Here is a 26,136-nt window from a genome sequence, read left to right as displayed (position 1 = left end):
TCCCCCGCACGGCTCACACCGCGAACGTGAGAGCGAGACTACGGAAGGCGCTCGGCACGGGTGAGCCGTTTGGCATTTTCCAAAGGAACGTGCGCGGCGGGGCGTCCGAGTGCGCCCGACTCCGTCCCGGTCCGCCCGAATGCGTTCGGCAAGGACCGCTGCCGACCGCTCCGACGCGCGGGACGGGCACCCGGCCGGGGCTCCCCCGGCGTGGACACGGCAGGACGGGCTACCCGGGCCCCATGGCCCGACTTCATCTCCCCCACCGCGGGAAGCACAGTCCCGGACAGGACGACACGCACGCGCCCTCCGGCGGCCGGGAACCGCACGCGGAGCGAGCGCGCGACGGGGCCGAGGCGTACGGCCCGGGGCCCGCCACGGAGCGGCGGGCCGCGGACTCCCCCACGGAGCTGCCGAAACGCTCGTGGTCCGCACTGCTGCGGCGCGTGGTGGCCGAGTTCAAGGACGACGAGCTCACCGACCGCGCCGCGGCCCTGACCTACTACGGGGTGCTGTCGCTCTTCCCCGCCCTGCTGGTACTGGTCTCGCTGCTCGGGATCGCCGGGCAGTCGGCCACCCGGGAAGTCCTGGACAACCTGCAGACACTCGCGCCCGGCTCGGCGCGGGACATCATCTCCGACGCGGTGCGGCAGCTGCAGAGCAGCGCCGGTCTGGGCTCGGTGCTGGCGGTGGCCGGCCTGGTGGCCGCCGTCTGGTCCGCCTCCGGCTACGTCGCCGCCTTCATCCGCTCCGCGAACGCGGTCTACGACGTCCCCGAGGGGCGGCCCGTGTGGAAGGTGCTGCCGCTGCGCGTGGCCCTGACCGTGGCGCTGCTGCTGCTCGCCGTGGCCAGCGCGCTCATCGTCGTCTTCACCGGCACCCTGGCCCGGCAGGCGGGCACCGCCCTCGGCATCGGCGACACCGCTCTGACGGTGTGGTCGATCGCCAAGTGGCCGGTCCTGGTCCTGCTGGTCGTGCTCATGATCGCGCTCTTGTACTGGGCCACGCCGAACGCCCGGGTCCGCGGCTTCAAGTGGATCACACCGGGCAGTGTGCTCGCCCTGGTGGTCTGGATGATCGCGTCGGCCGGTTTCGCGTTCTACGTGGCCAACTTCGGCTCGTACAACAAGACGTACGGGACCCTGGCGGGCGTCATCATCTTCCTGGTCTGGCTGTGGGTGACCAACCTGGCCATCCTCTTCGGCCTGGAGTTCGACGCGGAGCTGGCCCGGCAGCGCGTCATCGACGCCGGTCATCCGGCCGACGACGAGCCCTACGTCGAACCCCGCGACACCCGCGCCTGGGACGACCAGGACCGGCGCCGCGCGGAACGGAACGAATGACGCGAAGCGGGACGGCCCGCCCCACATGCCCCGGCTCCCCGTGGGTAGGCGAAGGCCATGACCGACGGCAAGACCCCAGAACCGCAGGACCACCCGCACACGGAGCAGACGGAGGAGGAGCGCGCCCGCTCCCGCCCCTTCAGCTACCCCTACCCGGAGCGGCGCGCCAACGTGCGCGCCACCCGGCACATCAGCCGCGAACAGGCCGACGCCGACAGCGTCCCCGGCGTGCCGGGCGGCTACGGCACCACCGGCGGCGGCCAGCCCGGCGGCCGCAGCACGCCCCGGCCGGGAAAGGAGGCGCCCGACGAGTCCGGCGTGACCGGTATCGTCGGCGGGCACGAGACCGGGCCCGCCCGGGAGGACGAGGAGGGGTAGCGCCCGAGGCCGTCCCGGGGCGCTCCCCGTCCCGCCGCGCCGCAGGCGTCCGCCACGACCACCGTGCGACCCGGCGCAGCAGCGGCGCGGACCGGCGGCGATCGCCGTTCCGGTGCCCCGGGAGGAGCCCGTCACCGGCGCGGTCCGTCCGCCGGGGCCGGGCCTGGCCCGACGGCTCCTCGTCGTGGCGTCGCCGCGGCGCCGTCGTGGCGCCGTCGTGGCATGTGGTCCCACTGGCGTACTGTCATCCGTCGTCGGCGGCCCCCGGTTGATCTCCGCCGGGCCGCGGCGACGATACTGGCCGTACCCGTTTCCCCTGCGCACAGATGGACCCATGCCGACCTCTCCCACCGTCCGTCCCACGACTCCCCCCACGGTGTGGCTGGCCCGCGGCCGCCACCTGGGATCCGCCGCGGAAGACGTCGTCCTGCGTACGCTGCGACGGCTGAAGGACAGCCAGGTCGTCGACGACTTCCTGGAGCTGCCGGAGGCCGAGGGCGCGCGCGAACGCGTCGTCGAGGCCCGCTGGCGGGCCCCCGGGGAGGTGATCGTCCGCGCCCGGCTCGCGCTGGCCCGTGCCTCGGGCGGCGGGCAGGAGTGGACGCTGGCCGCGGAGGCGGAGCAGCCCTGGGACCCCGCGTGGCCGTCGCCCGCCACCATGTTCTGGCCCGACGACCCGGACACCACCTGGGACCGCGACCCCGCCACCGGCCTGCGCTTTCGCGGGTCCAATCCACTGCCGGACGACGAGAAGGACATCCGGCGGGTGCTGCGGGCCGCCCTGCGCAGCCCGTGGAACACCCACTTCGTCGTCCACGAGGCGATGACCCCCGACCACCGGGGCCGGGAACCGCTGGTGCGATGGCTGCCGCCGGGCCTGCGGCACCGTGTGGTCGAGCACCGCGCCGCGCCGCAGCAGCTGCGGGTGGTGAACTGGGTGCTGGAGGACTTCGGCGTCCAGGTGCCCCGCGGCGGTGCCGTGGTGCTTCCCGGCACGCCGGTCCCGGACGACTACGAAGCCCGGGACTTCGCCGTCCGCAGCGTCTTCCTGGACGGCTCCGAGCCCACCGAGCTGATCGCGGTGCTGACGGCGTTCGCGGCGCTTCCCAGGCCGCTGCCGAAGGGCGGCGAGGAGGCCCTCACCGGGCTGCGGGAGGAGTGGCACCTGCTGACCCTGGAGGAGGAGCTGGCCCGCGAGCGCCGGCTGGTCGCCATGTACGCCGAGGCGCTGGAGGCGATGACGAAGTCCCGGGACCTGTACCGGGAGGCGGCCGAACGCGCCCACGAGGCGCTGGCCGCCTACCGGGAGTCCGCCGGGACCGCGCCGGTGCGGCAGCCGTCCGACGCGCACCCCCCGTCCCCGCTGCGGCAGCTGACCCGGACCCTGGAGCGGCTCAAGGGCTCCGCGAGGACGCTGCGCCCCTTCCCGGCCGGCGGCGCGTCCGGGAAGGGCGACGGCGAGGACCACCCGCCCGCGCGGGCCGCCGGCGCGGACAGCGGCAGCGGGTCCCCGACGACCACGGGCGCGGGCGACGGCCCGGACCGGCCCGCCGGGATCACCGGCGCGCGCGAGGGCTGAGCCGGGCGGAGCCCGGACGGACGGCGGAGCCGGCCGGCGTCCGTCCGGGCTCCGGCCCGTCGGCGCCGGGCGGTCCGGGCGGCCGGTGCGCGGGCCGCACGTGTCGTCCCGCGCCACCTGGATACGCGGACTGCACAGCAGAGCACCGCCCGTCCCGGAAGGTCACCGACACCATGGAAAGCCGGCCCCACGACGGCGGCGGGCCCCGCGCCGCCGCCGAGCCCCGCCACAGCTCCGACACGACCCTGCGGGTCAACGGCAAACCGCACACCCTCACCGTCGACAACCGCCGTGTCCTGCTGGACCTCCTGCGGGAGGACCTCGGCCTCACCGGCGCCAAGAAAGGCTGCGATCACGGGCAGTGCGGCGCCTGCACGGTCCTGGTGGACGGCCGGCGCGTCAACAGCTGCCTGCTGCCGGCCGTCGCCCTGGACGGCTGCGAGGTCGTCACCGTCGAGGGTCTCTCCGGCGACGGCGAGGAACTCCACCCGCTGCAACGGGCGTTCCTGGACCGCGACGCCTTCCAGTGCGGTTACTGCACCCCGGGCCAGATCTGCTCCGCGGTCGGCGCGCTCGCCGAGGCCGCCGCCGGCCACCCCTCGCACGTCACGGACCCGGCGACACCCTCGGGCGAGCCGGTGCCGCTGGGCCGGGAGGAGATCCGGGAGCGGCTGAGCGGCAACCTGTGCCGGTGCGGCGCCTACCCGCGCATCGCCGAGGCGGTGGAGGACGTGATCCCGTGAAGCCCTTCGCCTACGTGCGCGCCGGCAGCGTCGAGGAGGCCACCGGGGAGTACGCCGCCCGCCCCGGCGCCCGCTACCTCGGCGGCGGCACCAACCTGATCGACCTGATGAAGCTCGGCGTCGAGCGGCCCGCCGCCCTCGTCGACGTCACCCGCCTCCCCCTCGCCGAGGTGGAGGAACTGCCCGACGGCGGCCTGCGGATCGGGGCGATGGTCCGCAACAGCGACCTGGCCGCCCACCCCGCCGTCCGCGACCGCTGGCCCGCCCTGTCCCAGGCGCTGCTCGCGGGCGCCTCCGGACAGCTGCGCAACGTGGCGACGACCGGCGGCAACCTGCTCCAGCGCACCCGCTGCCCCTACTTCCAGGACCTGTCCAAGCCGTGCAACAAGCGGGAGCCGGGCAGCGGCTGCGGCGCCCTGGAAGGCGTCCACCGCGACCACGCCGTCCTCGGGCACTCCCCGCACTGCATCGCCACCCACCCCTCGGACATGGCGGTGGCGCTCGCCGCGCTGGACGCCCGGATCGAGCTGTACGGGCCCGAGGGCGCCCGCAGCCTGCCCGCGGCCGATTTCCACCGGCTCCCCGGCGACCACCCGGAACGGGACACCGAGATCCGCCCGGGCGAGCTGATCACGGGGGTGCTGCTGCCGTCCGCGACGGCCGGGCTGCCCTCGCTGTACCGCAAGGCCCGCGACCGGGCGTCGTACGCCTTCGCGCTCGCCTCCGTCGCCGCCGTGCTGCATGTGGCGGACGGCGTGGTGGAACGGGCGGGCATCGCGTTCGGGGCGCTGGCACACCGGCCGTGGCGGGCCCGGAAGGCCGAGGAGGCGCTGCTGGGCGCCGCGCCCACCACGGCGGCGTTCGAACACGCCGTCGACCTGGAGCTGGCCTCCGCCGAGCCGCTGCGGGACAACGCCTACAAGGTGCCGCTGGCCCGGCGCCTCGCCCTGGACGTGCTCGGCCGGCTCGCGCCGCCCGCCCCCACGATCTGACCCCGGCGCCCTTCGAGGAGGAACTCCATGACCGGTACGCAGACCGCCGTGGGCGCCGGCGCCGAACGCCGGGAGGGCCGGCAGAAGGTCACCGGCACCGCCCGCTACGCCGCCGAGTACGACGCCCCCGGCCGGGCCCACGCCTGGCCGGTGCCGGCCGCGGTCCCCCGGGGCCGGGTGACGGGCGTCGACCCCGCGCACGCCCTCGCCCTGCCCGGCGTGCTCGCCGTGCTCTGGCACGAGAACGCGCCGCGCCTGGCGGAGCCCGACGATCCCACCCTCATGGTGCTGCAGGACCCGCGGGTACCGCACCGGGGCTGGTTCGTGGCCCTGGTGGTGGCCGAGACCCCGGAGGCGGCCCGGGCCGGTGCCGCCGAGGTCCGCGTCGACTACGCCACCGAGGACCACGACGTCACGCTCACCGCGCGGCACCCGGGCCTGTACGTCCCCGAGAAGGCCAACGGCGGTCACCCGGCCGTCCGCGCCCACGGCGACCCCGACGGCGCCTTCGCCCGTTCCGAGGTCCGCCTGGACACGGAGTACCGGGTGCCGCCGCTGCACAACCACCCCATGGAGCCGCACGCCAGCACCGCCCGCTGGGACGGCGACCGGCTCGTCGTGCACACCTCCAGCCAGGGCACCACCCCCGTGCGCACGGTGCTCGCCACGATGTTCGGCGTGCCCGAGGAACGGATCAGCGTCACCGCCGAGCACGTCGGCGGCGGATTCGGCTCCAAGGGCACGCCCCGGCCGGACGTGGTGCTGGCGGCGATGGCCGCGCGGCACACCGGCCGGCCGGTCACCGTGAACCTGCCGCGCCGCCTGCTGCCCACGACGGTCGGGCACCGCGCCCCCACCCTGCACCGGCTCCGCCTCGGCGCCACGGCCGACGGCCGCCTGACCTCCCTCGTGCACGAGGTGGCCACCCACACCTCCCGGATCAAGGAGTTCGTGGAGCAGGCCGCCGTCCCCGCGCGCGTGATGTACGCGGCACCCCACAGCCGTACCCTGCACCGCGTGACGGCGCTGGACGTGCCCTCGCCGTCGTGGATGCGCGCCCCGGGCGAGGCGCCCGGCATGTACGCGCTGGAGTCCGCGATGGACGAACTGGCCTGCGCGCTGGGCGTGGACCCGGTGGAACTGCGGATCCGCAACGAGCCGGACGTCGAGCCCGACGGCGGGCGGCCCTTCAGCAGCCGGCATCTGGTGGAGTGCCTGCGCGAGGGCGCCCGCCGCTTCGGCTGGGACCGGCGCGACGCGCGCCCGCGGTCCCGCACCGCCGGGCCCCTGCTGATCGGCTCCGGGGTGGCCGCCGCCACCTACCCCGTCCTGGTGGCGCCGTCCACGGCGTCGGCGCGGGCCCTGCCCGACGGGACGTTCCTGGTGCGGATCAACGCCACCGACATCGGCACCGGGGCGCGGACGGTCCTCGCGCAGATCGCGGCCGACGCCCTCGGTGTGCCGCCGGAGCGGGTCGGCATCGAGGTGGGCAGCAGCGACCTGCCGCCCGCCGCGCTGGCGGGCGGTTCCTCGGGCACGGCCTCCTGGGGCTGGGCCGTCCACGCGGCCTGTACCCGGCTGACGGACCGCCTGGCGGGCCTGCCGGGTCCGCCGCCCGCCCCGGGGATCGAGGAGCGCGCCGACACCTCCGGCACGGCCGACGCCGGGAGCCCCTTCGCGCGGCACGCCTTCGGGGCGCACTTCGCGCAGGTCACCGTCGACACGGTCACCGGTGAGGTGCGGGTGCGGCGCCTGCTGGGCGTCTACGCCGCCGGGCGCATCCTCAACGCCCGTACCGCGCGTTCCCAGTTCGTCGGCGGCATGACGATGGGCCTGGGCATGGCACTGACCGAGGGCAGCACGATGGACGCGGCCTTCGGCGACTTCGCCGAATCCGACCTGGCGTCGTACCACGTGCCCGCGCACGCCGACGTCCCGGACGTGGAGGCGCACTGGATCGACGAGGAGGACGGCCACCTGAACCCGATGGGGAGCAAGGGGATCGGCGAGATCGGCATCGTCGGCACGGCGGCGGCGATCGGCAACGCCGTCCACCACGCCACCGGCGTCCGCTTCCGCGAACTGCCGCTCACCCCGGACCGGGTGCTCGCCGGGCTGCTCGCCCACGAGCGGCCGGCGGGAACGGTGGGGTCCGCGAGCCGGTGACCCGGTGAGCCGTACGGTGCCGGGAACGCCGTACGGCTCGCGGGAGGCGCGTCGGGGACCTGCCGGGTCCGGGCGGTCAGCGCGCCGTCGTCCGGCGGGAGCGGGCCGGCGGGCGGGCCGGTCCGCTCCCGGCCCGGATCCGTGCCGTCACCTGCAGGCACAGGGCCGCCAGCGCCGCCAGGAACGCGCACACGGCGACCGGCGCGGCGACCCAGGTGGAGGCCAGGGTGAGGTCCATGGCCCGGGCCGGCCGTCCCGAGGGGAACGAGTGGGCGTACAGCTTGACGGCGGCCAGACCCGCCGGCACCACGACCGCCGCGGCGAGCACGGGCGCGGCGGGCCGCAGGGTCAGCAGCAGGGCCACGGCCATGCAGAGCGCCGAGAGGCCGAGGGCGAGTCCGTAGGCGTGGGCGGAGACGCCGCCGGAGTACAAGGGGAAGAAGGCGGTCCCGCACACGACGAGCACGACGGCCGCCAGCCGGTCCGGCCGGGAAGGGCCCTCTCCCCCGGACGAGCGCGGGGCGCTGCCCTGCCGGATGCGGCCGTAGCGCGGGATCCGGCGGCGTTCGCGGACGGTGCGGCCCGGGACGGCGGACGCGGCGGTGGGTCCCGCCGGCCGCTCGCCGGTGCCCGGGCCGTCGTGGGCGGCGTCCGGCGGCACGTCCTCGGCGTACAGCGGGGGAAGGTCCTCGTCCGGCCGTTCGGTCCGCGCCCGCCGTTCCACGGTGAGCCGGCCGATCAGCTCCACCAGGTCCTCCATCGGCCGGCCGGTGACGGCTACCCGGACCGCCTCCCGCCCGCAGTGGGGCTCCAGCGAGGTCCGGCTCAGCAGTTTCATCAGCCGGGACACGTCCTCCATCGGACGGCACGCGACCGCGGCGCGGATCACCTCGTCCGCGCAGTCGGGACGGCGCGGCGGCCGGGTCAGCAGGGCGACCAGGCGGGTGACGTCCTCGACGGACCGGTTCACACCGACCGCGCGCAGGGTGTCGGCCGTCGCCTCGGCGTGCTCAGGTGACTGCTCCAGCAGTCTGATCAGGGCGACGACCTCGTCCAGGGGCCGGTCGGCCACGGCGGCCCGCACCAGTTCGGCGACCGGATCGCCGTAGGCCCGCCCGCTGCCGTACCGGTCGAAGAGCTCCCGTTCGGCGGAGGGACTTTCGGCGGAGGGGCGTTCGGCGGGCTCGGGCCGGACCGGGGGCTCCTCGAGGTCCCCCGCCCGGCCGGGCGGGTCCCCGGCGGCTCGCCGTGGGTGAGCCGCCGGCGCGGCGGAGGGGGCCCGGACGGCGGACTCCGCGTCCGCCCCGGACACCGCGTGGGCGTCCGGGGCCGTTTCCGCGGGCGGCGCGTCCCAGGGCGATGCGGGGGGTATGCCGTAGCCGTTCGGCGGCGGTGCTGTCGAGCCGGTGGTCATGGTCTGCTCCGTGGGAAGGGTGCGGCCGCTCCTTGGCCCCCGACGCGACACGCGACGTGTGCTGACCATTACTAGGCCCCCCTGTGACGCCGTGCCACCGCGGTGGGCCACGGGGATGAACGGACGCGGCGGGGACCGCCGTGCGGCCATACCGGCGCCGCGAACGGGGAATCCGCAGGAGGACGCCTGCGTCCCGGCCCACCGGTGCGGGACACCCGGAAGGAGGGGTGGGGTGGACACCACCACGACGGTGATCATCGCGGCGGCCGTGCTCGCGGCGATCGTGCTGGCACTGGCCGTCGGCCTGCTGGTGCGGCTGGTCCGGACCCGGCGCGACCTGGCGCGGGCCGGGTTGCCGACGGGGCCGCGCTGGGTCTTCTGGGGCGCCGTCCTCTACCTCGTGCTGCCGGCCGACCTGGTGCCCGATCCGGTGTACCTGGACGACGTCGGCGTCCTGCTCCTCGCCCTGCGTTCCGTGCGCGGACCTCGCGGCGGGCACAAGCACGCCGCGCCCCGGCGGCCGGATCGGGAACCCGCGCCGTGATCACGCCCGCGTAACACCGCGCAGCGCGAAGCAACCATTCACCCGTTCGATTCGTATAAGTCTCTGGAAGCCGGGTGAAGCCGGCGGACCAGGCGACGGCGCAGCCGAACCATCGCTTGACCGGCACAGCACCGACGAGGGAGAGACGATGCAACCGTTCGCGCTTCAGTACGCACGTCCCGCACCGGAGTCGGAAGCCGCGGCTCCGTACGTCTACGACGCCGGGCTCCAGGTGAACGTGCTCCTCGACGGGCGGGTGGCCGCCTGCGACCACGCCCTGCTGCGGGAACTGGGGACCACGACCTCCACCGCGGGTTCGAAGACGCACTTCGACGACTGACCGCGGGCGGGCGACGATGACCGTGTTGATCCTGACCTGTGACGAGGACGTCACCGCGGACATGGTGGTGGTGCACCTCAACGCGTCGGGGGTGCCGGTGGTGCGCCTGGACCCGGCCGACCTCACCGGTTCCGTGGGATTGTCCGGGGAGTTCGCGCACGGCTCCTTCCACGGGCATCTGTCCTCGGGGGGCCGTCTGGTGGGCATGGGCGGGCTGCGGTCGGTCTGGGTGCGCAGACCGGGCGCTCCGGCCGCGCGGGCGCCCGGGGCGTCCGCGTGGCTGACCGAGGAGTCCTCCCAAGCGCTGTACGGCATGCTCCGCGGCTGCGGGGCCCGCTGGATGAACCACCCCGACGCGGCCCGCAGGGCGCGCCACAAACCGTGGCAGCTGCGGCTGGCCCAGCAGTGCGGCCTGCCCGTACCGGCCACACTGATCACCACCTTTCCCCGGGCGGCGCGGGAGTTCGCGGAACGCTACCCGGATCTGGTGGTCAAGCCGGTCTCGGGGGCGCATCCGCAGGATCCGCCCCGGGCGGTGCCGGCCAGCCGGGTGTCGCCGGAGGCGGACTTCACCGCCGTCGCCCACGGTCCGACGCTGCTGCAGCGGCGGATCGCCAAGCGCGCCGACATCCGTCTCACCGCCGTGGGCGAACGCCTGCTGGCCGCTCGCAAGGCGACCACGCCGGACACGGACCCCGACGGCCCCGACGAGATCGACGTCCGGTTCGCCGCGTCCGACGAGCCGTGGCGGCCCACCGATGTGCCGCGGCGCGTCGCGGAGGCCGTCCACGCCTATCTTCAGGGCGCCCGACTCGCCTACGGGGCCTTCGACTTCGCCGAGGACGCCGACGGGACGTGGTGGTTCCTGGAGTGCAACCAATCGGGGCAGTTCGGATTCGTCGAGGTGGACACGGGCCAGCCGATCGCCCGTACCATCGCCGCGTGGCTGGCCCGGCCCGGCACCGGGGAGGCGGCACACACCGACGGCGCGTCCGCCACGGCCCGCTGACCGGCGGCCGCCGGGCTCGTGTCACCCCCTGACCGACGGAGACCTCGGCACGCCTCGGCAGGGGGCGGCGCGGTCTTCGCCGGTCAGTGCGGGCGGGGAGCCGGCAGCATCGCGGTGCGCTGCCAGCCGTTGCCGGGGTTCGGCGGGCGCTCGGGGCCGGGGCCGGGGAGGTGGCCGGGAACGTGCAGGGGGCGCAGGACGACCTCCAGTTCCCTGTTCACGCGCTCGGCCTCCCGGCGCACCTGCGCGGGCACGTCGCCGCATTCGGCGACGAGTCGGTCGTAGATGGGGGAATCCTGGAACACCCGTCAACGTGCCTTTCGTGTCGTCCGCCCCCGTGCGGGGGTGCGAGTGCCGAGTCTAGGTGCCCGCGCGCCCTGCCGTGCGCATTCCCCCGAGCGCCCCTACGGTGGTCCGGCCGCCGGTTTCGCGAACGGACGGGCAGCACACCGCCTCAGTGGCTGCCGAGGGCGTGGTCCGGCGGGTTTGGGGCCTGCCGGAGCAGCCGCCATTCGATCCAGTGGATCGCGCGGTGGGCCGGATTCGACTCCCCCACCGCGTCGCCGAGCGGTCCGCCGGGTGGCCGGCACCACCGCGCACGCCCGCCGCGCGGCCTTCCGCGGCGGGCCGGCCGGTCCGGCGGACCGCTCCCAGGAGCTGTCCGGCAGCCTCACACGGCCAGCGGCAACCCGCTCTCGCCGTCCTGCTCCGCCATCTCGGCAGCGACCGGGTTTCGCTGTCCCGCCAGCAGCAGGGCGTCCGCCTTGGCCACCGCTTCATGGATGCCGGTGGTTCCCATCATCACGCACAGCGTGTAGCAGACGTCCTCCAGCTCGCGGGCCACGGCAGGCCTCGCCCTCTCCGCCTGAGCGATCTGCAGCGACGCGTACCGCGTCAGCAACTCTCTGACTGCCTTCGGATCCGGTACGAGCACGAAGCGCCCCTCTCTCGATTTTCGCTGCGTATGCCCGGACCCAGTCGAAACATTCACACCCCGCCCTTACTTCTTCGGAGTTGACGAAAAACTTTCGCTTTCCGCCCGTTCGAAAGCCTGACGGAAGGCCTGAATGGCCGAAAATGAGCGGTGTGACCGGTTCGCGGGCCACGAAAACCGGCGGCTGCGCCGGGAGACCCGCGCCTTCACCCCCGTGGAAGGCGCGGGCGTCTCATTCCCCCAGTGCGCGGGCCAGTTCGGCGGCGGCCCGGGCGATCTCGGCGTCCTCCTCGGACAGCAGACGCGGCAGATCGTCGCGCCGGGCGCGGACGGCCTGCCGCGCCGCGCGCTCCCACACCACGTGGTTTTCCCGGCGGTTGAGGAGCTTGGGGTAGACGGCGGCGGTGTTCTCCCACTGCCGGGCGGCGGCGATGTCCCTCAGCAGCCGGATGATCCGTGCGCGGCAGGTCACCTGGGGTGACTGGGCGAGCTCCCAGAGGAAGGGAACGGTCGCGGCGGTGGCCTGCTCCACCACGAAGCCGTACTGGCAGATCCGCTTCCGCAGCTCGCCGAGGGCGGCGCGGGCGGTGTCGGGTCCTCCCCGGGCGATGCGGTCGAGCAGCAGGGGGATGGCGGTGGCCGAACCGGTGGAGTCCTGGAGGCTGTCCCAGGGCACCTGGTCCAGCGACGCGAGGGACGCGGGGCGGCGCGCCGGCCCGTCCGGCGGGGTGGGACCTGGCGTGCGCTCGGTGCTCGGCTGACGGGTCGGAGCGGTGCGCATGGTGGGGGGCCTTTCCGCGGCGGTCATGTCGGACGAGTGGCAGGGCGCCGACGCGGCCCGGGCGGTCGCGCCGGCGCGGGATCCCGGGGCACGGCCCCGATGGGCCACGGGGGCCTCGACCCGGTACCGGGTCCGGCCGCGCCCGTCCGGTATGGGGTGGCCGGCCGGTGCGGGAGCGGGCAGGCCGCCGACGGGAGAGCGGGGGACGGTCGGCGGCGGGAGGGCGGAGGTCCGGTCGTGCGGGCGGCGGGGGTGGGGGCCGGCCGACCGCGTCGTGCGCGGACGCCGGCCGCCCTCGCCCGCCGGTCCCGCGCGTGGCGCGCGTCCACCCGGCGGCGCGAGCGTTCGGTGCGCGAAGGACGACACGGCATCTCCCTGATGCGACGTCAGCAGGGGCGCCGAACCGAGGGGTTGACGCCGTAGCTATTATCCACGCTGACAGCGCTCGCGTGCAATTGCACGGGAAATTGCGCGGAAGTCGGCCGGGAACAGACGGTGGCGGCACAGTGCGGTCCGCCCCCCGACACACAAGGAGACTGCGGTGCCACCAGTGCGGAACGGAGTGCGGGCCAGCTCGCTGGACGCCACCTGGATGAAGAGCCGGCACAGCAACGCCGAGGGCAACTGCGTCGAGGTCGCGCTCGTCGAGGGAGGCATAGCGCTGCGCAACTCCCGTGATCCGGACGGCCCCGCGCTCGTCTACACGGCCGCGGAGGTGGCGGCGTTCCTGGCCGGCGCCAAGGAGGGCGAGTTCGACCACCTGGTGTGATCCGCCGCGAGCGCCTCGACCGCCCTTCGGCACAGGGGGGATGCGACGCGCTCGGACGGGATGCGATAGTGTTTTTCCCAAGTCTGCCGGTCCGCTGGGAGCCAGGATGTCCGCCGCGTCGCATCGCATCTCCCGTCTCGAGCCCTATCTGGACCGCTCGGAGCCGGCTCCGACCCTGTTGAAGATGCTCGTCGGCGTCCAGCTGGCGGGCTTCCGGGAAGACGCCGGCCTCTCCCAGGAGCAGGCGGCCCGCCGACTGGGCTTCAGCCCGGCCAAGCTCTCGCGCATCGAGTCGGGCAAGGGCCGCAAGCCCCCCGCGGAGAAGGACGTCCGCGCACTGCTGGCGCTGTACGGCACGGGCCCCTACGAGACGTCGGTACTGCTCAAGCTGTTGCAGCGGGCCGGTGAACCGGGCTGGTGGCAGCGGTACGACAAGCGCCTGATGCCGGAGTGGTTCGAGCGGCTGGTGGGACTGCAGGAGGCCGCGGCCACCATTCGGACCTTCGAGATCCAGTACGTCCCCGGCCTGCTGCAGACGGCGGACTACACCCGGGCCGTGGTGGAGCGCGGCCTGCCGAACGCCCCCGCCGGCGAGGTGCAGCGCCGAGTGGAACTGCGCATGCGGCGGGCACAGTTGCTGTCACGCGCGGACGCGCCCCAGCTGTGGGCGGTCATCGACGAGTCCGTACTGCTCCGTGTACTGGGTGGCCGGGAGGTCATGCGCGAACAGCTGGCGCACCTGGTGACCATGGCGGAACGGCCGAACGTGACCCTGCAGATCGTTCCTCTGGACGTCACCAACGCCTCGGCCCCCGCGATCCCGGTCACCTACTTGCGTTTCGGCGGTCTCGATCTGCCGGACGTGGTGTACCTGGAGCACATAAAGAGCGCGAACTTCCTGGAGGACCGGGACGAGACGGAGGAGTACCGCCTCGCGCTGGACCGACTCGCCGACGAGGCGCTCACGCCGCGCGCTTCGATGGAACTGCTGCGCGCGACGCTGGAACAGCGCTATCCCCCCGTGAAGTGAGCCGCGCGATTCCTTCGGGCGGAAGGCGGCGCCGAAACGGACGGCCGGTGCCGGGCGGCCCTCAGCGGAGGCGGCCGACTCCACCGAACTCGATCCACTCCTGGGTGAGCTGACGGGGGGCCACCTCGTTGTCCGGGCGCCAGGTGGAGACTTCCACCAGGCCCGGTTCCAGGATCTCCATGCCCTCGAACCACTCGGCGACGTCCTTCTCCTCGCGGACGCGCCCCCAATGACCCTGTGTCACCCGGTCCATGAACTCGGTGACGAACTCGCGCACCTTCGGCTCATCGCTGACCAGTTGGCACATCACCAGGCAACTGCCGGGCACGAGCCGCTCGCTGACCCGGCGGACGACGGCCAGGGGACCGTCGGTGTCGCTGTCGGGGATGCAGTGGAAGACCGAGTTGAACAACACGGCCACCGGCTGCGAAAAGTCGATCAGACGCCGGGTCTCGGGGTGGGAGAAGATGCCGTCGGTGTCGCGCATGTCGGCGTGGACGACGGCGGTGTGCTCGTTCTGCTCCAGCAGCGCGCGGCCGTGGACCAGCACCATCGGGTCGTTGTCGACGTAGACGACGCGCGACTCGGGGGCGATGCCCTGCGCGACCTGGTGCACGTTGTTCTGGGTGGGCAGTCCGGAACCGTGATCGAGGAACTGCCGCATGCCGTACTCCGCCGTGAGGGTCCTGACGACCCGTTGGAGGAAGCGCCGGTTGTTCAGGGCCAGATGGCGGGTGCTCGGGACGACCTTGTCGAGTTCCTCGCACGCGGCCCGGTCGGCCGCGTAGTTGTCCTTGCCTCCCAGATAGTGGTCGTACATGCGTGCGGCCGTCGGCACGTTGGCGTCGATCTCCGTGGACAGCCGCTTCTCGGTCTGCATCGTTCCCCCAGCTCCATACCGCGCCGACTGCACCGGCTCGACAGAGCGTACATCGCGGAAAGCCCGTGTTCATGGGAACGGCCCACAAACGAGGGAGCCGCCGAACCGACGGTCCGCATCGTCCTGGTTCTCACCAATCCCCCTGCTTGGAGGGACTGTTGCCCGTCAAGAACTGCGCGAGGCCAGGTACTCGTCGACGCCCGGCGGCTGGTGCGCGTCCTCCACGCCCACCAGGCCGCCGATCGCCTCGCGGTCCGGCTTCAGCACGTAGGTGGAGCGGCTCGCGGGCCGGTCGACGTCGGTGAAGTCCTGCGGGGTGCCGAGGCCGGTGTCGGCGTTCTCCTGCGAGCGGTGCGCCGCGATTACGTCCTCGCGGGCGAGGCTGCCCTTCTCGCAGGCCTTCTCCAGGTCGGCGCCGAGGAGCCGGGCGGCGTTGTACCCGGACAGCACACCGGAGTCGACCGGGGAGCCCGGGTATTTCCTCCCGTAGGAGGACACCATCCGCTTCACGCCCGGCAGGTCGGAGCTGACGGCCGGTGCGGCGCTCACCACGTGCACCATGGCCTCCAGCGCCGCCGACGCGGGGGTCTTCATCAGCTGCGGGGCGTAGCCGGGAGCGCTGCTGACGATCGGAACGCGCAGCCCGCGGGAGGCCGCCACGCCGGCGAGGGAGGCGGTCTGGGCGGGGCCGGCGCTGATCAGGACGGCCTTCACCCCGGCCTTGTGCAGGGCGGAGACCTGCGCGGTCAGGTCGGTGTCCGTGGCCTTGATCTTCTGGCCGACCACCTTGATCCCGGCCCGTCCGGCGGCCCATTCGGACCCTTCCAGGGCGTTGGCACCGTAGTCGCCCTCGAAGTGGACGTGGCCGATGGAGTCGCCCTCGGCCACCTTCCCGGTGCGGGTGAGGAAGTCGACGGCGGCGATCATGTCGAGGTCGTAGGTGGTGCCGAGGACCTGGACGGGGTCCCGGCCCAGCAGGGAGGCGGCCCAGGCCTGCGGGAAGGTCAGCAGGCCGTCCCGTTCGATGTCGTCGATCAGGGCGGCGACCACCGGGGAGCCGATGACCTGGGGCAGGGCCACCACGTCCGGGGAGATGTCGGCGTAGGCGGCGACCGCCTTCTGCACGTCGTAGCCGTGGTCCTTGACGACGATCTCGACCTTGCGGCCGCAGATGCCGCCGGCGGTGTTGGTCTCGTCGGCCCACATCTGCTGGGCCTGCACGATGGACTTGCCGAGGGTGGCGTAGGGGCCGGTCAGGTCGGTGAGCGCGCCCAGCCTGATGGACTTCTCGCCGATGCCGGGGCCCGTCTTGACGCCGTCGGCGCCACCGCCGCCGTTCGCGTCGCCGGCCCCCTTGGAACTGCAGGCCGTGCCCGCGAGCAGCACGGCGGCGACGGCCGCGACCAGGGTGGTCTTGGTGGTGCGGGGCCTGTGGTGCGTGACGTTCACGGGGTGTGCTCCTTGGTTCGTACGGCGGTGTCGGAGGACCGGGGCGCGGCCCCGGGACCGCAGGGGGCGGGGGCGGACGGCCGGCGGCGGGCGAGGCGGGCGCGGGTACGGCGGGCCAGGCCCGTCAGGCCGTCGGGCGCGAACAGCAGGATCACCACGATCGCGGCGCCGTAGAGGTAGCGGGCGGCCTCGGTCGGGCCGATCGAGCCGTCCCCGGTGCCGGGTGCGGCGACCAGCGGCAACCGGTCGGCGTAGCGGGTCATCAGCAGGGGCAGCGCGGTGACGAAGACGGCGCCCGCGGTGGCTCCGGCGACGGAGCCGAGCCCGCCGATGACGATCATGGCGAGGTAGTCGACGGAGAGGGCGAGGGAGAAGTAGTCGGGCACCACGCGCCGGAAGGACAGGGCGAGCAGGACGCCCGCGAGTCCGGCGTACATCGAGGAGACGACGAACGCCGCCGAGCGGTACCGGGCGACGTGCACGCCCATCACGGCCGCGGCGGTCTCGCTGTCGCGCAGGGCGGCCAGGGCGCGGCCGGGGCGTCCGCCAAGCAGGCCGCGGGCGGTGAACCAGGTGAGGGCGAACAGGGCGAGGCCCAGGTACCACAGGCGTTCCTCGGCTCCGAACGGCACGCCCAGGACGGTGAGGCCGTCGCCCTGGTCGAAGGTGAAGCCGCCGATCTCCAGGGGCGGCACCGGGCTGCCGTTGAAGCCGCCGGTGACGGAGTCGGCGGTGAGCAGGACGTGGTGGCCGAGGAAGACCAGAGCGAGGGTGGCCACGCCCAGGTAGACGCCCTTGACCCGGCCGGCGACGGGACTGAACAGGCCGCCGGCGGCTCCGGCGAGCAGCACCGCCAGGACGAGGGCGACGGCCGGGGGCAGGCCCGGGCCGTCGTCGCCGGCCAGCCATGTGTAGCCGTAGGCGCCGACGGCGAGGAAGAAGGCGTGGCCCAGGGAGAGCTGGCCGGCGGTGCCGCTGAGCAGGCCGAGGCCGACGGCGCCGATGGCGGCGGCCATGGAGAACAGGCCGACGCGCAGCCAGAAGGCGTCCAGGTAGAACGGCAGGGCGGCGAGCGGCAGGACGGGCAGCAGGAATCCGCCGCGCTTGAGGAGGTCAGACACGGGCCGTCCCCTTCGCCGCGAACAGCCCGGCGGGGCGGACCAAGAGGACGAGGACCATCACGGCGTAGGGGGCGACGTCACCGAAGCCCTCGCCGAGGACGTGCAGGTCGGACTGGTGTCCGGCGACGAACGCCTCGGTCAGGCCGATCAGCGTCGAGCCCACCAGCGCGCCGGCCGGGGAGGCCATGCCGCCGAGGATCGCGGCGGGGAAGGCCTTCAGGGCGATCTGCCCGGTGGTGCGTTCCAGGCCCGGGGCGGGGAACGCGGCGAGGAACACCGCGGCCAGCGCGGCGAGCGCGCCCGCCAGGCACCAGGCGAGCGTGCGGACCCGGGTCAGCCGTACGCCCATCAGGGCGGCGGCCTCGGCGTCCTCGGCTGCGGCGCGCAGGGACAGGCCCCAGGGGGTGAACCGGAAGAGGGCGAAGACGCCGCCGATGGCCGCGGCGGAGACGACGATCGCGGCGATGCGGCTGTCCGCCACGGTCGCCGGCCCCATGTCGGTGACCGCGTCGCCCCACGGGTCGCCGAGGGTGAGCAGGTCACCGCCGATGCGCCGGGACAGGTCGGTGACGAGGACGATGTCGACGCCGATGGTGGCGATGGTCGCCACGTGGGCGGCGTGCGGGTCGGTTCCGATGCGCTGGAGGACGAACCGGTCCAGCACTCCGGCGACGGCCGCCGTGACGAGGACCGCGAGGGCCAGCGCCCCGGCGAAGCCCAGGTCGTCGTGGAGGACCGCGGTCAGGTAGCCGCCGAGCAGGAGCAGCGAGCCGTGGGTGAAGCTGAGGACGCCGCAGGCCTTGAAGACGGTGACGAAGCCGAGGGCGATCAGGGCGTAGACCGAGCCGAGGGCCAGGCCGTTGAAGACGTTGTCGGCCAGGGCGGTCATGCCGTGTCCTCCCCGGTGGTCCCGGTGGTCCCGGCGGTCCGGGCGGTCCCGGTGCTCTCGGTGCTCTCGGTGCTCTCGGTGCCGAGGTAGGCGCGCAGCACCTCGGGGTCGCGGCGGACCTCGTCGGGGGTGCCGTGGGCGATGCGGCGGCCGAAGTCGAGGACGGTGACCTCGTCGGCGAGCCGCATCACCAGGCCCATGTCGTGCTCCACCAGGACGACGGACAGGCCGAGTTCGGCGCGTACGGCCCGCACGGTCTCGGCCGTGCGGAGCCGTTCGGCGGGGTTCATGCCGGCCACCGGTTCGTCGAGCAGCAGCACACGGGGCTCCGCGCAGAGGGCGCGGGCGAGTTCCACGCGTTTGCGGTCGCCGTAGGGGAGCAGGGCGACCGGGGTGTCGAAGTGGGCTCCGAGACCGGTGAGTTCGGCGATCTCGCGGGCCTTGGCGAGGTGCTCGCGCTGTTCGCGCACGGCCCATGGCAGGCGCAGGGCGCCGGCGGCGAACCCGGCGCGGGTCAGGGCGTGGCGGCCGAGCATCAGGTTGTCGGCGACCGTGCCCCGGGTGGTGACGATGTTCTGGAAGGTACGGGCCACGCCGAGCGCGGCGATCCGGTGCGGGGCGAGCCGGGTCAGCTCCCGGTCGCCGAGCCGGACGGTGCCGGAGGCGGGCCGGTACAGGCCCGACAGGACGTTGAAGCAGGTGGACTTGCCGGCGCCGTTGGGGCCGATGACGGCGTGCGCGGTGCCCGGGGCGACGGTGAGGGAGACGTCGTCGAGGGCGGTGAGGCCGGCGAAGCGCACGGTCACGTTCCGGACGCGCAGCGGGGGCGGGGTGCCGGGGCGGGGGGTCACGCGGCCCCCCGCCCGTCGGCGGTCCCGGCGGTCTCGCCGAGGTAGAGGCGGCGGACCGCGTCCGTCCCGGCGAGTTCGGCGGCGGGGCCGGAGAGGCGGATCTCGCCGACCTCCAGGACGTGGGCGTGGTCGGCGAGGGACAGGGCCATGCCGGCGTTCTGCTCGACCAGCAGGACGGCGGTGCCCTGGGCGTTGATCTCACGGACCACCTCGGCGATGCGCCGGACCATCAGCGGAGCGAGCCCGAGGGAGGGTTCGTCGAGGAGGAGCAGGCGCGGGAAGGCCATGAGGGCGCGGCCGATGGCCAGCATCTGCTGCTCTCCGCCGGACAGCAGGCCGGCGGCCTGGCGGTGGCGTTCGGCGAGCCGCGGGAAGAGGGCGAGGACGCGGTCCCGTGCCTCGCGGACCCGGGCGGGCGGGCGGCGGGAGGTACCGAGTCCGCCGGCCTTGAGGTTCTCGTCGACGCTGAGCCCGGCGAACACCCGCCGGCCCTCCGGCACCTGGACGACGCCGGCGCGGACGGCGGCGACGGGGTCGCGGCCGTCGAGGTCCGTGCCGCCGTAGCGGATCCGGCCGGCCGTGACAGCGCCGTGGTGCAGGCGCAGCGTGCCGGACACGGCCCGCAGCAGGCTCGTCTTGCCGGCACCGTTGGCGCCGAGCAGCGCGACCACGCCGCCGTGCGGGACGGTCAGCGACACGCAGCGGAGGGCGGACAGGGCCCGGCCGTACGTCACGTCGAGGTCTTCGACGTGCAGGGAGGGCTCCTCGGCGGGCGAGGAGGACTCCCCGCCCGGTGGTGCTTCGGGCATCGCAGCTCCTTGGGACCGCGCGCCGAGGGCGCGCGGTCGCGGGGCGTCGGGGAAGGACGCCCTCACGACAGCACGGCCGGGCGGGGCCGTACAGGGCCTGGGCGGGGGGCGCTGCGGCGTCCCAGTCCCGGGCGGGGGAGGTTGTGCGGATGCCCAGCGTCCGGCCGGTGCCGCCGTCGCGCCGCCCACCGCCGGTCTCAGTCGCGCAGCAGCCGGTGGGCCGTGAGGGCCAGGCTGATCTCCACCACGTCGGACGGGCGGGCCAGGCAGCGGCCCGTGAGCTGCTCGCAGCGGCGCAGGCGGTTCAGGACGGTGTTGCGGTGGCAGTAGAGCCGCTCGCCGGCCCGTTGCGCCGAGCCGTCGCAGGCCAGCCAGGTGGTGAGGGTGTCGAGCAGCACCTTCCGGTCGGCGGGTTCCAGCCGCAGCAGCGGGCCCAGGACCCGCTCGGCGAGCGCCCGGCCGAGCGCGGGGCCGGAGACGACCAGGGCGGCGGGGAGGTGGTCGGCCAGCCGGACCGTGCCGCCGGACTCGGGGCAGATGCTCAGGGCCGTGTCGGCCAGCCGGCGGGCGTCGCCCACGGCGGCCAGTCCCTCGACGGTGCTGCTCACGCCGATCCGGGCGCCGGGGGCGGACCGGTCCGGCCGGAGCCGCGGCGGCGGTTGCGGCAGCTCGCCCTCGTCGGTCAGGACGATGCCGTAGTCCGCCTCCACTCCCGTGTGCCAGTGGACGCCCATGCCCTCCGGTACGGCCGCCGCGCGGACCGCGGCACGGCCCGCGGGGTGCCCGCCGGTGATCGCGACGACGACGTACCGGCCGTGTTCCGGCAGGCCCAGCGCCCGGGCGGCCTCGGGCACGTCGGCGATGCGGCCGGTGCCGTCGAGCAGGGCGGCGGCCAGCAGCCGGGCCCGGTTCTCGCGCCGGCGGCTCAGTTGCCACTCGGCCTGCCGGTAGGCGTCCGCGACGAGGGTGCAGTGCTCGTCGACGAAGTTCCACACGTCGGCGGCGACGTGGACCAGCAGGCGCACGTCCTCCGGGGCCGTGCGGGACGCCTCCTCGACCAGCCGCTGCCAGACCAGGGAGCCGCCGAGGCGGAAGGCGTGCAGCAGGGCGTCCAGCGGCAGGCCCTGCTCGGCGCGCGCGGCGCCGATCCGCCAGGAGCAGCGGCGGGCGGCGTCCCGGGTGCTGCGGGGGTCGATCAGCGACGTCACGCTGTGCCGCAGCGAGCGGTGCACCTCCTGCCAGGTGCCGGCGGGGTCACCGGCCACGACGGTCCGGTAGGCGGGTTCCTGTTCCTGCAGGACGGCCACCAGCCGGTCGGTCAGGCCCGGCAGGTCCTCGAGCAGGGCCCGGGCGGCCCGGTGCAGGACGCGCAGGGCGTCGGCGTCGAGCGGTGACGTCACGCGCCGTGTCCGCGGGCGCGGAACGGGCGCGGGTCCGGTGCGGATCGCTCCTCGTGACCGTACGGCGTGCTGCATCGCGGCCCTCCCCCGGGGTTCGGCCTCCACGGGCGAAGCGGCGCGGGCGGCAGCGCCCACGCCGTTTCGGCCCCGTGACTCGTCTGCCCCGAAGGATGGCATACCGTCCGGTCGGTCCCTAGGGTCGTGCAGGAGCCTTTTCCGCCTGCTCGACCATGCGGGCCAGCTCCACCCGGGACCGGACGCCGAGCACCGCGAACACCTTGCGGAGGTGGTAGTCGACGGTGCGGGTGCTGACGGCGAGGCTGCGGGCCACTTCGCGGTTGGTGGCGCCCTCGGCGACGTACCGCGCGATACGCAGCTGCTGCGGCGTCAGACAGGTCAGCGCCCCGGCGTCCGCACCGTGCGAGGCGGCACCGAGCGCGCGCAGCTCGCCGCGCGCCTGGCGCGCCCACGCGCCGGCGCCGCAGCGGTCGAAGCCCGCCAGCGCGGCGCCGAGGCGGTCACGGGCCTCGCGCGGTCTGCGCCGCCGGCGCAGCCACTTGCCGTACAGCAGGGCGGTGCGGGCCTGTTCGAAGTCGCCGCCGCCCGCCGCGCCGGCCGTCTCGTCGTGCAGGGCCAGCGCCCGCCGGTAGAGGTCGTCGGCGTGCTCCGGTGGGGCCAGCAGGGCACGGCAGCGGGCCAGTTGGGCGGCGGCCTGCGGATCGGCGCCGAACGCCGCCCACTCGGCGAAGTCCGTCAGTGCCGTGCGGGCGTCCTGGTGCCGGTCGGCGAGGGCGGCGGCCTCGACGAAGCAGGGGACGGCCAGGCGCCACACCGCGAAGTGCCCGCGCCGGGGACCGGGGAGCACGAGCAGTCCCAGCCGGTCGGCGGCGTCCAGCGGACGGCCGCGTCCGAGGTCGGCCCGGGCCGCCGCCCACTCCGCGAGGGTGGCGGCCTGCGCCAGTCCGTGCCGCCGGGCGGTGGCCAGTGCGGCGGCCACATGGCGCTCGACGGCGTCCGGTTCGTCCTCGATCGATGCCGCCAGGGCCAGTACCGCGTGGTGGTGCGCCGCCGTGTTGCGCTGCCCGGTCCGCCGTGCGGCACGCAGCCCCTCCTCCGCGTGGGCACGAGCCTGGGCGTGGCGGCCTGCGCGCAGTTCGGCGTAGGCGAGGTACTCCAGGGCCTGGGGAACGAGCGCGGCGGACCCGAGGCTGCGGGCGGCGGCCAGGGCCCGCGCGCCGGCCCGGCGCGCGGCCTCCACGTCGCCCAGCAGCAGCGCTGCCGCCGCCGACCGCAGCAGCACGTCGGGCCGGTCGTCCGCCCCGGCCCGCCGCACGAGCCGCCCCAGCGGCCCGGCCGCCCGCTCGAGGTTCCCCTCGAGCAGCGCGCGCAGGCCGAGGCGGTGGTGGTGCACGGGGTCGGGGGGTGGGGTGACAGGGGGCGGGGCGGCGGAAGGCGGGGTGGGGGCGGGCGGAGCGTCGCGGGGCACGAGGACGGGCCGGGGGTCGCGGGCCGGGGCGCCCTCGCGAGGCCCGGGGATCCGGCGGTTCCCGGCGGCCAGGGGCGGCTCGGCGTCCGCTTCCTGTTCCCGCCGTCCCGGTTCGTCCCCGAGCACGGCCAGGCATGCCGGCAGGTCTCCGGCCGCCCAGGCCGCGTCGGCGGCGGCCAGGGTGGCGGTCGCCGCCGGCCCGGGGGCGTCGGCGGCGAGGAGGGACGCGGCGAGCAGGAGGGACTGGTGGGCGTCGCCGACCGGCCCGTCGCGCAGTTCCGTCAGTCCGCGGACCAGCTCCGCGCGTCCCCGCACCACGGCCGGTACCGCCGCGGCGCGGGCCTCGGCCAGCAGCGGGCGTGCCCGGTCCGGCCGCCCGGCGAGCAGCGCCTGCTCGGCGGCCGCCGTATACCGCTCCGCCCGCCGCGAAACGTCCGCGGTGAGTTCGGCGGCGCGGGTGTACGCCAGGGAGCGCAGCCGGTGGGAGGCGGCCGCCGCCGGGTCGGCGGCGCCTTCCGCCAGCAGGTCCGCCGGGCCGGGCGCGGGGCCGGTCAGCGACCAGGCCCGGTGCAGCAGCGCGGGCAGCCGGTGTCCGCCGGCCTCCAGCACCCGGGCGAGCGCGCGGTGTGCGGCGCGGCGCCGGTCGGGCCCGGCCCCGGCGTAGACGGCGCGGCGGACCAGTCCGCCGCGGAAGCGGAGCCTGCCGTCCGTCAGGGTGAGCGGCTCGGGCGGCGGCCGGAGGCCGGGGGGCGGCGCGGCGGGCCGCAGCCGCCCGAGCGCTCCGAGCACGAGGTCGGCGTCGACGTCCGCGCCGTCCGACGCCCGTACGGCGGCCGCCACCGTCAGCAGCAGGTCCTGGGTCTCGGGGGCGTGCCGGGGCAGGGCCTCGCCCGCCAGCCGGGCCAGGGTCGCGGCGTCCGCCAGCGGTCGCGGCAACGGCCCGAGGCCGCTCAGCTCGGCGGGCGACAGGCGGCGGAGCAGGGCGAGCAGCAGGGCCGGGTTCCCCTCGGCCTCGGCGAGCAGTTCGTCCCGGACGGCCGGGTCGGCGGTGCCGCCGGTGGCCTCGTCGAGGAGGGCGGCGGCCTGGGACGGGCCGAGCGGGTCCAGACGCACCAGGGGCAGGCGGGCGAACTCCGGGTCGACGGCGCGGTCCCCGCGGACCGTGACGAGCAGGCCCACCCGGCCCGCGGTGTCCAGGTGCTCGGCCGCCTCGCCCAGGGCGGCGCGGGCGGGGGCGCTCCACCGGTGGGCGTCGTCGGCGCACACCAGCAGGGGCCTGTCCCCGGCGGCGGCCCGCAGCGTGTCGAGCAGCGCCCGGGGCCCGGTGCCGTCGGTGATCCGCGCGCATGCCGCACCGGGCGGGGCGGCGGAACGGCCCGGCCCGGCCTCCAGGTGCAGAACGGTTCCGGCGGTGAAGGAGCAGGCAGCCCACCGGAGCAGGCTGGTACGGCCGAGACCGGGCTCCCCGGTCAGGAGGAGTCCGGCGCTGTGGGTCCGCAGCCGGTCCAGCAGCGCGCCGACCGCTTGCCGCTGCGCGCCGTTGCCGTGGAGCCGCGGAGCCGTCCGTGTGGTCGTGTCTCCCGTCATTCCCGCGAGGTTACGCGTGGGTAACCGAAGGCGGAAGCTACCGGTCCGTACCGTTGCGCCGGTCGGCACCGCCGCCACCTGCGCATCCGCCCGGTTCAGGCGGCGGGCGGCTTGTGCCGCTGCCCGGTTTGCCGGGCCCTGGGCCGTACGGCGGCACAACGCCGGCGGCGGTCGCCCCGCAGGTGCGACCGCCGCCGGTTGCGGTGCCGTCACCGGACGCCGGCGGCATCCGGTGACGGCTGGGCCCGGCAGGTGCCGGGGCCCGGGGACGTCAGGAGCCGTGCGGGCAGTTGCCCCGGTACTCCTCGATGGTGAGGCTGGGGCGGGGCAGCGGGCACAGGAACTGTTCGTAGCGGGTGTCGTTGTCGATGAACCGCTTCAGCCACGAGACGCTGTACTTCGCGATCGTCGTGTTCGACATGTTCGGCGAGAAGTGGGTGGCGTTGTTCAGCTCCAGGTAGGCGCGGTCCGTGCCGGCCGGCAGGCTGGAGTAGAAGGGCTTGGAGTGGGACGAGACGGGGGCGATCGTGTCGCCGTCGGCCCCGATGATCATGGTGGGGGTCCGGACCTCGGGCCAGGTCTTGTCGAGGTTCCAGGGGGTGAGGGGGATCGCGGCCTGGAGGGACGGCCGGGACTTGGCCGCTTCCAGGGTGCCGCCGCCGCCCATGGAGTGGCCCATGACGCCGAGCCGGCTGCTGTCGATGCGGCCTCTGACGGAGCTGCGCTCGGTGAGGTAGTCCAGTGCCGCGAGGAGCTGCCGCCCGCGCGAGGCGGGCTGGTCGAGCGTGGTGTTGGTGTCGATGGTGAACACGACGAAGCCCTGCGAGGCCAGGCGCGGGCCGAGCCAGGCGATGGAGGACTGGGTGGCGGTGTAGCCGGGTGAGATCACGACGGCGCCGAAGGTTCCGTCGCTGGTGCTGGTCGGGTAGTAGATGGTGCCGCCGCCGAAGCCGGTGACGAGGAGCGAGGAGACCTCCGTCTGCGCCACGGAGTACGGGCCGCGCAGCGCCTCGATGCTGGCCTCGGTGGGCGCGGGGCCCCGCTCGTACGGGTTGTCCGCGGCGTGGGCGCCCGGGCTGCCCAGGGTGCCGAGCCCGATGACGGCGGCGATCGCCGCCGCGGCTCCCGCGAGCCGCCGCCGGGGCCCGTGGAACGCCCGGGAGCGGGCACCGGTGGCGCGGGTGTGGGGGTGTCGGTGCACGACGAGTCGTCCTCTCTTTCGTGGCGAGGGGCCCGGCCGGTGGCCGTCCATGGTTCGGGGGCGCGTGGGGTCGCGCTCCGCGGCGCGGCCGGACGGGCGTCGCCGTTGGACTTGCGCTGCCACTATCGGGGGACGACCGGGCCGCGGGGATCGGCAATATCACCGGTCTCCGGAACAGGGGGCGGAGTGCGGCGGGCGGGACACGGCCGGCCGGGACGCCGGAGGCCGCGGCGGTGGCGGCCGCGCCGGGGCCGGGTGCGCCCACGCGCCCGCCCTGCCCGGGGTTTCCGGCGACCCGCGGAAGGTACCCGCGCCCCCTGCGGGAGACGGGCCGCGCACCGCCTCCCGGATACACGACGCTCCACCCGGATGAATGGTGATATCGGGGGATACTGGGAAAAATGCATGACATCGGGGGACGGCAGGCGTCGGGGCCGGTGG

The 26,136-nt window shown here is 75.2% G+C and carries 24 protein-coding genes; 11 read left to right on the top strand and 13 right to left on the bottom strand.

From position 1 onward, the window contains the following. Positions 1 to 242 precede the first annotated feature (242 nt). The 6 genes from ACSU6Z_RS27805 to ACSU6Z_RS27780 all read left to right on the top strand — a co-directional run bounded on the left by ACSU6Z_RS27805 (position 243) and on the right by ACSU6Z_RS27780 (position 7,201). The gene (locus ACSU6Z_RS27805) at positions 243 to 1,343 is read left to right on the top strand and encodes a YihY/virulence factor BrkB family protein (RefSeq protein ID WP_437049760.1); all 1,101 of its coding nucleotides are present in this window, start codon (positions 243 to 245) and stop codon (positions 1,341 to 1,343) included. 57 nt (positions 1,344 to 1,400) lie between these two features. Next, positions 1,401 to 1,721, top strand: coding sequence for a hypothetical protein (locus tag ACSU6Z_RS27800; RefSeq protein WP_437049758.1), 321 nt, complete (start codon positions 1,401 to 1,403; stop codon positions 1,719 to 1,721). Positions 1,722 to 2,055: 334 nt separating this feature from the next. Then, positions 2,056 to 3,300, top strand: a complete 1,245-nt coding sequence (locus ACSU6Z_RS27795; protein WP_437049756.1) for a hypothetical protein — start codon at positions 2,056 to 2,058, stop codon at positions 3,298 to 3,300. Between the two features lie 173 nt (positions 3,301 to 3,473). Next, positions 3,474 to 4,043: a (2Fe-2S)-binding protein gene (locus tag ACSU6Z_RS27790; RefSeq protein ID WP_437049754.1), complete on the top strand. Its 570-nt coding sequence runs from the start codon at positions 3,474 to 3,476 to the stop codon at positions 4,041 to 4,043. Then, positions 4,040 to 5,035 (top strand): FAD binding domain-containing protein, encoded by a 996-nt coding sequence (locus ACSU6Z_RS27785; RefSeq protein WP_437049752.1) that lies wholly within the window; start codon positions 4,040 to 4,042, stop codon positions 5,033 to 5,035. The genes ACSU6Z_RS27790 and ACSU6Z_RS27785 overlap by 4 nt, the downstream gene beginning before the upstream one ends. A gap of 27 nt (positions 5,036 to 5,062) precedes the next feature. Further along, positions 5,063 to 7,201, top strand: a complete 2,139-nt coding sequence (locus ACSU6Z_RS27780; RefSeq protein WP_437049751.1) for a xanthine dehydrogenase family protein molybdopterin-binding subunit — start codon at positions 5,063 to 5,065, stop codon at positions 7,199 to 7,201. Positions 7,202 to 7,277: 76 nt separating this feature from the next. Here the strand turns inward: ACSU6Z_RS27780 and ACSU6Z_RS27775 are convergent, their stop codons facing one another. Further along, on the bottom strand, positions 7,278 to 8,615 hold the full coding sequence (locus ACSU6Z_RS27775) for a hypothetical protein (RefSeq protein ID WP_437049750.1): 1,338 nt from the start codon (positions 8,613 to 8,615) through the stop codon (positions 7,278 to 7,280). Between the two features lie 232 nt (positions 8,616 to 8,847). Between ACSU6Z_RS27775 and ACSU6Z_RS27770 the strand changes: the two genes are divergently transcribed. From ACSU6Z_RS27770 to tgmB, 3 genes are all read left to right on the top strand, one after another. Continuing rightward, positions 8,848 to 9,159 (top strand): YkvA family protein, encoded by a 312-nt coding sequence (locus ACSU6Z_RS27770; RefSeq protein ID WP_437049748.1) that lies wholly within the window; start codon positions 8,848 to 8,850, stop codon positions 9,157 to 9,159. A gap of 148 nt (positions 9,160 to 9,307) precedes the next feature. Next, positions 9,308 to 9,499 carry a putative ATP-grasp-modified RiPP gene (gene tgmA, locus ACSU6Z_RS27765; protein ID WP_437049746.1) on the top strand — a complete coding sequence of 64 codons (192 nt, stop codon included), beginning with the start codon at positions 9,308 to 9,310 and terminating at the stop codon, positions 9,497 to 9,499. Positions 9,500 to 9,515: 16 nt separating this feature from the next. Then, a complete protein-coding gene (gene tgmB / locus ACSU6Z_RS27760) occupies positions 9,516 to 10,508 on the top strand; it encodes an ATP-grasp ribosomal peptide maturase (RefSeq protein ID WP_437049744.1) in 993 nt (330 codons plus the stop codon). An 83-nt stretch (positions 10,509 to 10,591) separates the two neighbouring features. On the opposite strand, the gene ACSU6Z_RS27755 is transcribed toward tgmB, so the two are convergent. The 3 genes from ACSU6Z_RS27755 to ACSU6Z_RS27745 all read right to left on the bottom strand — a co-directional run bounded on the left by ACSU6Z_RS27755 (position 10,592) and on the right by ACSU6Z_RS27745 (position 12,223). After that, positions 10,592 to 10,813: a hypothetical protein gene (locus ACSU6Z_RS27755; RefSeq protein WP_358784966.1), complete on the bottom strand. Its 222-nt coding sequence runs from the start codon at positions 10,811 to 10,813 to the stop codon at positions 10,592 to 10,594. A gap of 365 nt (positions 10,814 to 11,178) precedes the next feature. Then, positions 11,179 to 11,442, bottom strand: a complete 264-nt coding sequence (locus ACSU6Z_RS27750) for a DUF5133 domain-containing protein (protein ID WP_437049743.1) — start codon at positions 11,440 to 11,442, stop codon at positions 11,179 to 11,181. A gap of 232 nt (positions 11,443 to 11,674) precedes the next feature. After that, complete coding sequence (locus ACSU6Z_RS27745; protein ID WP_437049741.1) at positions 11,675 to 12,223, bottom strand: hypothetical protein; 549 nt, start codon at positions 12,221 to 12,223, stop codon at positions 11,675 to 11,677. A gap of 541 nt (positions 12,224 to 12,764) precedes the next feature. On the opposite strand from ACSU6Z_RS27745, the gene ACSU6Z_RS27740 reads away from it, so the two are divergent. Both ACSU6Z_RS27740 and ACSU6Z_RS27735 read left to right on the top strand, forming a co-directional pair. Next, positions 12,765 to 12,992 carry a DUF397 domain-containing protein gene (locus ACSU6Z_RS27740; RefSeq protein ID WP_437049740.1) on the top strand — a complete coding sequence of 76 codons (228 nt, stop codon included), beginning with the start codon at positions 12,765 to 12,767 and terminating at the stop codon, positions 12,990 to 12,992. Positions 12,993 to 13,098: 106 nt separating this feature from the next. Then, positions 13,099 to 14,022 carry a helix-turn-helix domain-containing protein gene (locus ACSU6Z_RS27735; RefSeq protein WP_437049738.1) on the top strand — a complete coding sequence of 308 codons (924 nt, stop codon included), beginning with the start codon at positions 13,099 to 13,101 and terminating at the stop codon, positions 14,020 to 14,022. 61 nt (positions 14,023 to 14,083) lie between these two features. Here the strand turns inward: ACSU6Z_RS27735 and ACSU6Z_RS27730 are convergent, their stop codons facing one another. From ACSU6Z_RS27730 to bdeA, 9 genes are all read right to left on the bottom strand, one after another. Then, positions 14,084 to 14,902 (bottom strand): SAM-dependent methyltransferase, encoded by an 819-nt coding sequence (locus ACSU6Z_RS27730; protein ID WP_437049736.1) that lies wholly within the window; start codon positions 14,900 to 14,902, stop codon positions 14,084 to 14,086. A 165-nt stretch (positions 14,903 to 15,067) separates the two neighbouring features. Continuing rightward, complete coding sequence (locus ACSU6Z_RS27725; RefSeq protein WP_437049735.1) at positions 15,068 to 16,351, bottom strand: ABC transporter substrate-binding protein; 1,284 nt, start codon at positions 16,349 to 16,351, stop codon at positions 15,068 to 15,070. Next, positions 16,348 to 17,472: a branched-chain amino acid ABC transporter permease gene (locus ACSU6Z_RS27720; protein ID WP_437049734.1), complete on the bottom strand. Its 1,125-nt coding sequence runs from the start codon at positions 17,470 to 17,472 to the stop codon at positions 16,348 to 16,350. The genes ACSU6Z_RS27725 and ACSU6Z_RS27720 overlap by 4 nt, the downstream gene beginning before the upstream one ends. Next, positions 17,465 to 18,361, bottom strand: coding sequence for a branched-chain amino acid ABC transporter permease (locus ACSU6Z_RS27715; protein WP_437049732.1), 897 nt, complete (start codon positions 18,359 to 18,361; stop codon positions 17,465 to 17,467). The genes ACSU6Z_RS27720 and ACSU6Z_RS27715 overlap by 8 nt, the downstream gene beginning before the upstream one ends. After that, the gene (locus ACSU6Z_RS27710; protein ID WP_437049730.1) at positions 18,358 to 19,212 is read right to left on the bottom strand and encodes an ABC transporter ATP-binding protein; all 855 of its coding nucleotides are present in this window, start codon (positions 19,210 to 19,212) and stop codon (positions 18,358 to 18,360) included. The genes ACSU6Z_RS27715 and ACSU6Z_RS27710 overlap by 4 nt, the downstream gene beginning before the upstream one ends. Next, entirely contained in the window at positions 19,209 to 20,021 is an 813-nt protein-coding gene (locus ACSU6Z_RS27705) for an ABC transporter ATP-binding protein (protein WP_437049728.1), read from the bottom strand. Before ACSU6Z_RS27705 ends, ACSU6Z_RS27710 begins: the two co-directional genes overlap by 4 nt. A gap of 197 nt (positions 20,022 to 20,218) precedes the next feature. After that, positions 20,219 to 21,496 (bottom strand): PucR family transcriptional regulator, encoded by a 1,278-nt coding sequence (locus ACSU6Z_RS27700; RefSeq protein ID WP_437049727.1) that lies wholly within the window; start codon positions 21,494 to 21,496, stop codon positions 20,219 to 20,221. Between the two features lie 118 nt (positions 21,497 to 21,614). Further along, positions 21,615 to 24,494, bottom strand: a complete 2,880-nt coding sequence (locus ACSU6Z_RS27695) for a LuxR C-terminal-related transcriptional regulator (protein WP_437049725.1) — start codon at positions 24,492 to 24,494, stop codon at positions 21,615 to 21,617. 271 nt (positions 24,495 to 24,765) lie between these two features. Next, positions 24,766 to 25,695, bottom strand: coding sequence for a bis(hydroxyethyl) terephthalate hydrolase (gene bdeA / locus ACSU6Z_RS27690; RefSeq protein WP_437049723.1), 930 nt, complete (start codon positions 25,693 to 25,695; stop codon positions 24,766 to 24,768). Positions 25,696 to 26,136: the final 441 nt, after the last annotated feature.

The organism is Streptomyces sp. enrichment culture (assembly GCF_964273145.1).
In the GTDB taxonomy this organism is placed as follows: domain Bacteria; phylum Actinomycetota; class Actinomycetes; order Streptomycetales; family Streptomycetaceae; genus Streptomyces.
This window is presented reverse-complemented; position numbering and strand designations above follow the sequence as displayed.

Excerpts from the sequence above, each read along its gene's own strand:
- ACSU6Z_RS27695 (WP_437049725.1), bottom strand. The coding sequence starts at position 24,494 with ATGACGGGAGACACGACCACACGGACGGCTCCGCGGCTCCACGGCAAC.
- ACSU6Z_RS27800 (WP_437049758.1), top strand. The coding sequence starts at position 1,401 with ATGACCGACGGCAAGACCCCAGAACCGCAGGACCACCCGCACACGGAG.
- ACSU6Z_RS27790 (WP_437049754.1), top strand. The coding sequence starts at position 3,474 with ATGGAAAGCCGGCCCCACGACGGCGGCGGGCCCCGCGCCGCCGCCGAG.
- tgmB (WP_437049744.1), top strand. The coding sequence starts at position 9,516 with ATGACCGTGTTGATCCTGACCTGTGACGAGGACGTCACCGCGGACATG.
- tgmA (WP_437049746.1), top strand. The coding sequence starts at position 9,308 with ATGCAACCGTTCGCGCTTCAGTACGCACGTCCCGCACCGGAGTCGGAA.
- ACSU6Z_RS27795 (WP_437049756.1), top strand. The coding sequence starts at position 2,056 with ATGCCGACCTCTCCCACCGTCCGTCCCACGACTCCCCCCACGGTGTGG.
- ACSU6Z_RS27780 (WP_437049751.1), top strand. The coding sequence starts at position 5,063 with ATGACCGGTACGCAGACCGCCGTGGGCGCCGGCGCCGAACGCCGGGAG.
- ACSU6Z_RS27805 (WP_437049760.1), top strand. The coding sequence starts at position 243 with ATGGCCCGACTTCATCTCCCCCACCGCGGGAAGCACAGTCCCGGACAG.
- ACSU6Z_RS27745 (WP_437049741.1), bottom strand. The coding sequence starts at position 12,223 with ATGCGCACCGCTCCGACCCGTCAGCCGAGCACCGAGCGCACGCCAGGT.
- ACSU6Z_RS27715 (WP_437049732.1), bottom strand. The coding sequence starts at position 18,361 with ATGACCGCCCTGGCCGACAACGTCTTCAACGGCCTGGCCCTCGGCTCG.
- ACSU6Z_RS27700 (WP_437049727.1), bottom strand. The coding sequence starts at position 21,496 with ATGCAGCACGCCGTACGGTCACGAGGAGCGATCCGCACCGGACCCGCG.
- ACSU6Z_RS27730 (WP_437049736.1), bottom strand. The coding sequence starts at position 14,902 with ATGCAGACCGAGAAGCGGCTGTCCACGGAGATCGACGCCAACGTGCCG.
- ACSU6Z_RS27735 (WP_437049738.1), top strand. The coding sequence starts at position 13,099 with ATGTCCGCCGCGTCGCATCGCATCTCCCGTCTCGAGCCCTATCTGGAC.
- ACSU6Z_RS27705 (WP_437049728.1), bottom strand. The coding sequence starts at position 20,021 with ATGCCCGAAGCACCACCGGGCGGGGAGTCCTCCTCGCCCGCCGAGGAG.
- ACSU6Z_RS27775 (WP_437049750.1), bottom strand. The coding sequence starts at position 8,615 with ATGACCACCGGCTCGACAGCACCGCCGCCGAACGGCTACGGCATACCC.